5 protein-coding genes are annotated in these 7,291 nt (G+C 70.5%); 3 read left to right on the forward strand and 2 right to left on the reverse strand.

All coding sequences use genetic code 11. From position 1 onward, the window contains the following. Both sucD and sucC read right to left on the reverse strand, forming a co-directional pair. Window positions 1–854: succinate--CoA ligase subunit alpha (sucD, locus tag HW445_RS13470; RefSeq protein WP_180221262.1), on the reverse strand; the 854-nt coding region annotated here is incomplete at its 3' end. 11 nt (window positions 855–865) lie between these two features. After that, window positions 866–1,996: an ADP-forming succinate--CoA ligase subunit beta gene (sucC, locus tag HW445_RS13475; protein WP_180221263.1), complete on the reverse strand. Its 1,131-nt coding sequence runs from the start codon at window positions 1,994–1,996 to the stop codon at window positions 866–868. Between the two features lie 160 nt (window positions 1,997–2,156). Between sucC and frc the strand changes: the two genes are divergently transcribed. The 3 genes from frc (at window position 2,157) to HW445_RS13490 (ending at window position 7,081) form a co-directional block, all read left to right on the forward strand. Beyond that, the gene (gene frc, locus HW445_RS13480) at window positions 2,157–3,401 is read left to right on the forward strand and encodes a formyl-CoA transferase (RefSeq protein ID WP_180221264.1); all 1,245 of its coding nucleotides are present in this window, start codon (window positions 2,157–2,159) and stop codon (window positions 3,399–3,401) included. Between the two features lie 5 nt (window positions 3,402–3,406). Next, window positions 3,407–5,539 (forward strand): acetate--CoA ligase family protein, encoded by a 2,133-nt coding sequence (locus HW445_RS13485; protein ID WP_180221265.1) that lies wholly within the window; start codon window positions 3,407–3,409, stop codon window positions 5,537–5,539. A 126-nt stretch (window positions 5,540–5,665) separates the two neighbouring features. Next, the gene (locus HW445_RS13490; RefSeq protein WP_180221266.1) at window positions 5,666–7,081 is read left to right on the forward strand and encodes an OFA family MFS transporter; all 1,416 of its coding nucleotides are present in this window, start codon (window positions 5,666–5,668) and stop codon (window positions 7,079–7,081) included. The last annotated feature ends 210 nt before the right edge of the window (window positions 7,082–7,291 follow it).

Raw genomic sequence — 7,291 nt, forward strand, 5'->3', positions numbered from 1 at the left:
AGGCGGGCGGTCTCGGTGGGGGTGGAGCCGACGCGGACGCCGACGGCCTCCAGCGCGGCCTTCTTGGCGGCGGCGGTGCCCGCCGAGCCGGAGACGATGGCGCCGGCGTGGCCCATGGTCCTGCCCTCCGGGGCGGTGAACCCGGCGATGTAGCCGACCACCGGCTTGGTGACGTGGTCCCGGATGTGCGCGGCGGCGCGCTCCTCCGCGTCGCCGCCGATCTCGCCGATGAGGACGACGAGTTGGGTCTCGGGGTCGTCCTCGAAGGCCCGCAGGCAGTCGATGTGGGAGGTGCCGACGACCGGGTCGCCGCCGATTCCGATACAGGTGGAGAAGCCGAAGTCGCGCAGTTCGTACATGAGTTGGTAGGTGAGGGTGCCGGACTTGGAGACCAGGCCGATGGGGCCGGACTTGGTGATGTCGGCGGGGATGATGCCGGCGTCGGACTGGCCGGGAGTGATCAGTCCCGGGCTGTTGGGGCCGATCACCCGGGTGCCGTTGCGGTGCGCGTAGGCGGTGAGGGCGACGGTGTCGTGGACGGGGACGCCCTCGGTGATGACGACGGCCAGGCCGATGCCCGCGTCGGACGCCTCGGTGACGGCGGCGCGGACGTGGGCGGGCGGGACGAAGACGACGCTGACGTCGGCGCCGGTGGCCTCGATGCCCTCGGCGACGGTGCCGAAGACCGGGACCTCGCGGTCCCCGAAGTCGACGGTCCGGCCGGCCTTGCGCGGATTGACGCCGCCGACGACGTCGGTGCCGGCGGTCAGCATGCGGCGGGTGTGCTTCATGCCCTCGCCGCCCGTCATGCCCTGGACGAGGACCTTGCTCTCCTTGGTGAGGAAGACAGCCATCTCCGTGCTCCTTAAGCCGCGTTGGCGAGGTCGGCGGCGCGCCGGGCGGCGCCGTCCATGGTGGCGACCTGCTCGACGAGCGGGTGTGCGCGCTCGGCGAGGACGGCCCGGCCGCGGGCGGCGTTGTTGCCGTCGAGGCGGACCACCAGCGGCCGGGTGAGGCGGACGTCGTCCAGCGCGCGGACGATGCCCTCGGCGACGGCGTCGCAGGCGGTGATGCCGCCGAAGACGTTGACGAAGACGGATTTCACGGCGGGATCGGAGAGGATCACTCGGAGGCCGTCGGCCATCACCTGGGCGGAGGCGCCGCCTCCGATGTCCAGGAAGTTGGCGGGGCGGGCGCCGCAGCCGGCCACCACGTCCAGGGTGGACATGACGAGACCGGCGCCGTTGCCGATGATCCCGACCTCGCCGTCGAGCCTGACGTAGTTGAGGCCGCGCTCGGCGGCGAGCGCCTCCAGCCGGTCCTCCGTCCCGGCCTCCTGGTCGCCTCGTCGGGGATGGCGGAAGCGGGCGTTGTCGTCGAGGGTGACCTTGCCGTCCAGGGCCATGAACTGCCCCTGGGCGGTGCGCACCAGCGGGTTGACCTCGACCAGCAGGGCGTCCTCGGCGACGAGGACCTTCCACAGGCGCACCAGCACGTCCACGGTCCGCATGGGCAGGCCCGCCGCCTCGGCGATCCGGGCGGCCACCGCCGCGGTCACTCCCTCCGCCGGGTCGACGGGGACCCGGGCCACGGCGTCCGGCCGGGTGGCGGCCACCTCCTCGATGTCCATGCCTCCCTCCGCGGAGGCGATGGCGAGGAACCGCCCGGCCGCCCGGTCGAGGACGTAGGAGACGTAGAACTCGCTGTCGATGTCGACGGGTTGGGCCAGCATCACGCTGCGGACGGGATGGCCCTTGATGTCCGTGCCGAGGATCTGGCGGGCGGTGAGTTCGGCCGCGGCGGGGTCGGCGGCGAGTTTGACCCCGCCCGCCTTGCCTCGCCCGCCGGTCTTCACCTGGGCCTTGACCACGACCCGCCCGCCGAGTCGGCGGGCGATCTCACGTGCCTCCTTGGAGGAGTCCGTCACCTCCGAGCGCGGCGTCAACACGCCGTGGTCGTCGAAGAGTTCCCTTGCCTGGTACTCGAACAGGTCCATTCCGGCTCCTGATGGAAAGTGCCGCACGCCCCCTGGACACCACCGATCGGATGCGGGATAACAAGCTTCATACAGTATTCGTCGACTGTATGCAATGTACGAAGCGGTAGCGCGCGGCGCGGCACTCCGACCGGACGATGTACAAGTGAGGTGACCGACGGTGACCACCGTTGCGACAGGAAAGGCCCTCGACGGCATCCGGGTACTGGACATGACGCATGTCCAGTCCGGACCGTCCGCCACTCAACTGCTCGCCTGGATGGGTGCGGACGTCGTGAAGCTGGAGGCGCCGTCCGGCGACATCACGCGCAAGCAGCTGCGTGACCTCCCGGACGTGGACTCGCTCTACTTCACGATGCTCAACTGCAACAAGCGCAGCATCACGCTCAACACCAAGACGGAGCGCGGCAAGGAGCTCCTCACCGAGCTGATCCGCCGTTCGGACGTGATGGTGGAGAACTTCGGCCCGGGCGCCGTGGACCGCATGGGCTTCACCTGGGAGCGCATCCAGGAGATCAATCCGCGGATCGTGTACGCCTCCATCAAGGGCTTCGGCGAGGGCCCGTACACCGACTTCAAGGCCTACGAGGTGGTCGCCCAGGCGATGGGCGGTTCCATGTCCACCACCGGTTTCGAGGAGGGGCCGCCGACCGCCACCGGGGCCCAGATCGGCGACTCCGGCACCGGCGTGCACACCGTCGCCGGCATCCTGGCCGCGCTCTACCAGCGCGAGCACACGGGGCGGGGTCAGCGGGTGAACGTCGCCATGCAGCACGCCGTGCTGAACCTGTGCCGGGTGAAGCTGCGGGACCAGCAGCGACTGGCGCACGGGCGGCTCGCCGAGTACCCCAACGAGGACTTCGGCGACGAGGTGCCTCGCTCCGGCAACGCCTCCGGCGGCGGGCAGCCCGGGTGGGCGGTCCGGTGCGCGCCCGGCGGCCCGAACGACTACGTGTACGTGATCGTCCAGCCGGTCGGCTGGAAGCCCGTCACCGAGCTGATCGGCCGGCCGGAGCTGGCCGACGACCCCGGGTGGGCGACGCCGGAGGCCCGGCTGCCGAAGATCGGCAAGATGTTCCAGCTGATCGAGGAATGGTCCTCCCAGCTGCCCAAGTGGCAGGTGCTGGAGCAGCTCAACCGGCACAACATCCCCTGCGGGCCGGTGCTCTCCACCAGGGAGATCATCGAGGACGAGTCGCTGGCGGCCAACGGGATGGTGGTGCGCGTCCCCCACAAGGAGCGCGGCGAGTTCGTCACCGTCGGCAGCCCCATCAAGCTCTCCGACTCTCCGGTCGAGGTGCAGAGCTCCCCGCTGCTCGGCGAGCACAACGAAGAGGTCTATGTCGGCGAACTCGGTCTCGGTGACGAGGAGTTGCGCCTTCTCAAGTCGAACGGAGTGATCTGACGGTGATGGCCGACGACAGGCTGCAACGGGTGCGCGAACTGCTGGACGCGGTGCGCGCCGAGGGCCGTACGGCGCTGACCGCGCCGGAGGGCAAGGTGGTCGCCGACGCGTACGGGATCGCCGTGCCGGGCGAGGCGCTCGCGCGGGACGTGGAGGAGGCGGTGTGCGCCGCTGCGCGCTTCGGCGGGCCCGTGGTGATGAAGATCGTCTCTCCGGACATCCTGCACAAGACCGACGCCGGCGGAGTGGTGGTGGGGGTCGAGGGTTCGTCCGCGGTGCGTGCGGCGTTCCTGCGGATCGTGGAGAACGCCAGGGCCTACGACCCACAGGCCCGGATCGAGGGCGTGCAGGTGCAGGAGCTGCTGCCGTCGGGCCAGGAGGTGATCGTCGGGGCGGTGACCGACCCGACCTTCGGCAAGGTGGTGGCCTTCGGGCTCGGCGGAGTGCTGGTGGAGGTGCTCAAGGACGTCACCTTCCGGCTGGCGCCGTTGGACGCCGACGAGGCGCTGGGCATGCTGGACTCCATCCGGGCCGCCGAGGTGCTGCGCGGGGTGCGCGGCGCGCCGGCGGTCGACCGGTGGGCGGTGGCCGAGCAGATCCGCCGGGTGTCCCAACTGGTCACGGACTTCCCGGAGATCGCCGAGGTGGACCTCAATCCGGTGATCGCCACACCGGAGGGGGCGACGGCCGCGGACATCCGGGTGATCCTCGCCGGGTCCACGCCCCGCCCCCGCCGCACGTACGGCCGGGAGCAGATCCTGGCGTCGATGCGCCGGCTGATGCAGCCGTCCTCGGTTGCGGTCGTCGGAGCCTCCAACGAGCCGGGAAAGATCGGCAATTCGGTGATGCGGAACCTGGTCGACGGCGGTTTCCCCGGCGAGATCCATCCGGTGAACCCTAAGGCCGACGACATCCTGGGCCGCAAGGCGTACCGGAGTGTCATGGACGTTCCCGGCGAGGTCGACGTGGCGGTGTTCGCCATTCCGGCGCGTTTCGTCGGGGCGGCGCTCGAGGAGGTGGGCCGCAAGGGGATCCCCAACGCGGTGCTCATCCCCTCGGGCTTCGCGGAGACCGGGGAGCACGAGCTCCAGGAGGAGATCGTCGCCATCGCCGAACGTCACGGCGTCCGGCTGCTCGGGCCGAACATCTACGGCTACTACTCCACCTGGCAGGACCTGTGCGCCACGTTCTGCACCCCGTACGACGTCAAGGGCGGTGTGGCGCTGACCTCGCAGTCCGGCGGCATCGGGATGGCGATCCTGGGCTTCGCCCGGACCACCAGGACCGGGGTGTCGGCGATCGTCGGGCTCGGCAACAAGTCCGACATCGACGAGGACGACCTGCTGACCTGGTTCGCGGAGGACCCGCACACGGAGTGCATCGCGATGCACCTGGAGGACCTCAAGGACGGCCGGGCGTTCGTCGAGGCGGCCCGGGCGACGGTGCCGAAGAAGCCGGTGGTGGTCCTCAAGGCGGGCCGTACGGCGGCCGGTGCCCGGGCCGCCGGGTCGCACACGGGCGCGCTGGCCGGGGACGACGCCGTGTACGACGACATCCTGCGCCAGGCGGGGGTGATCCGGGCGCCGGGGCTGAACGACATGCTCGAGTACGCGCGGGCGCTGCCGGTGCTGCCGACGCCCAAGGGCGACAACGTGGTGATCATCACCGGGGCCGGCGGCAGTGGCGTGCTGCTGTCGGACGCGGTGACGGACAACGGGCTGTCGCTGATGGAGATCCCGCCGGACCTCGACGAGGCGTTCCGGCGTTACATCCCGCCGTTCGGCGCGGCAGGCAACCCGGTCGACATCACCGGGGGCGAGCCGCCCTCCACGTACGAGGCGACGATCCGGCTGGGGCTCGAGGACGACCGGATCCACTCGCTGGTCCTCGGCTACTGGCACACCATCGTCACCCCGCCGATGGTGTTCGCGGAGCTGACCGCGCGGGTGGTGGCGGAGTACCGCGAACGCGGCGTCGAGAAACCGGTGGTGGCGTCGCTCGCGGGTGACGTCGAGGTCGAGGAGGCGTGCCAGTACCTCTTCGAGCGCGGCGTGGTGGCCTATCCCTACACCACGGAGAAGCCGGTGGCCGTGCTGGGCGCCAAGTACCGGTGGGCGCGGGCGGCGCGCCTGCTGTGACGGCGGCCGGCGCGGGCGGCATCCATGACGGCACGGCGGACGGGTGGTGGTCGATGAGGGCGTGAGGCGACGGGGCGGCCGACGGTGCGGTCGGCCGCTGCCGGGACCCGTGCGCACACGAAAGGAATGGGACAGGGGGCGCTGGCCAGGTCTTTCGAAACGCGAGGGGTGCATTCCGACGTGACAGCCACCGACGATCTCGCAACACCACTTCCGTACAGGGAAGTCACGGACAGCAACGGCCGCGTGTACCGGCTGGGCGAGTCCGACATCGACATCATGGGCCGCAAGCGGATCTGGATGGTCATCCTGCCCTGGGTGGGCATGATGGGCATCTCCTCCGCCGAGTACGCGTTCGCGTCCGCGGAGGACACCCTCCACGCGGCGCACCACTGGGACAGCGGGGCCATCTACTGGATGATGACCGTCTGGGTGTTCTTCCAGGCGGCGGTGGCCTTCCCGGCGGGCAGGCTGCGGGAGAGCGGCAGGCTGCCGGCCCGCTCCGCGATGATGCTCGGCGCGCTCGGCACGCTGCTGGGGTACGTGTCCCTCGCCTACGCGCCGCACGTCGTCCTCGCCTTCATCGGCTTCGGCATGTTCAGCGGTATGGGCGCGGGCATGGTGTACGCCACCTGCGTCAACATGGTGGGCAAGTGGTACCCGGAGCGCAGGGGCGGCAAGACCGGCTTCGTGAACGGCGGTTTCGCCTACGGTTCGGTGCCGTTCGTGTTCATCTTCACCGGGTTCATGGACATCGGGAACTTCCGGTGGGTGCTGATCGCGGTCGGCGTCTTCCTCTCCGCGGTGGTGGGCGTCGCGGGGTACTTCTTCAAGGACCCGCCGAAGAACTGGTGGCCCGCCGAGGTCGACCCGCTCAACCCGCCCGAGGACCCGCGCGCCCGCCGCTCGCTGGAGAAGAACCCGCCGGCCGTCAAGCAGTACAGCCCCCTGGAGGCGTGGAAGACCGGCCGGGTGGCGCTGATGTGGTTCTGTCTCGCCTGTACGTCGGGCGTGAACATCTTCGGCATCGCCTTCCAGGTAGACATCGGCCAGGAGGCGGGGTTCGCCGCGGGGATCGTGGCCACGGCCATGTCGCTGAAGGCGATCGTCAACGGCACCGGACGCGGTGTCATCGGCTGGCTCTCGGACCGCTACGGCCGCAAGCAGTGCCTGATCGCCGTCTGCATCGTCCTGGGGCTCGCCCAGTTCGGCATCATCTGGTCGGCGGACATCGCGAACCTGCCGCTGTTCCTGGTCTTCTCCGCCATCTCCGGCTTCGGCGGCGGCGCCATCTTCCCGATGTTCGCCGCGTTGACCGCCGACTACTTCGGTGAGAACAACAACGCCACCAACTACGGCATGGTCTACAGCTCCAAGCTCGTCTCCGGTCTGGGTGCGGGCATGGGGTTCGTGGTGGTCGACGCGTGGGGGCTCGACGGTGCCTTCACCCTGGCGGGCTGCATCTCGTTCTTCGCCTGTGTCGTGGCGCTGTTCCTCTCCCCGCCGGGGCGTGAGCGGCGCGGTCTGATCAGTTTCCGGTGATCCCGGGTGCGGTCCGGCCGGTACCGGCCGGTCCTCCCCCGCGTCACCGCACGGAAGGGCCCTGCCGGGTGCGGCAGGGCCCTTCCGTGCGGTGAGGCGGCTGCCGTCTCCGGCCCTCGGCTTGCGCCTGCCGTGGGGCGGGGCCCGGATATCGGCCCGGATATCGGGCGGGTGCGGTGGGACTCCCCCGCCACCGAAGCCGGGCCGCCG

The sequence above is a fragment of the Streptomyces sp. UH6 genome, from assembly GCF_013421635.1.
Classification (GTDB): domain Bacteria; phylum Actinomycetota; class Actinomycetes; order Streptomycetales; family Streptomycetaceae; genus Streptomyces; species Streptomyces abyssomicinicus.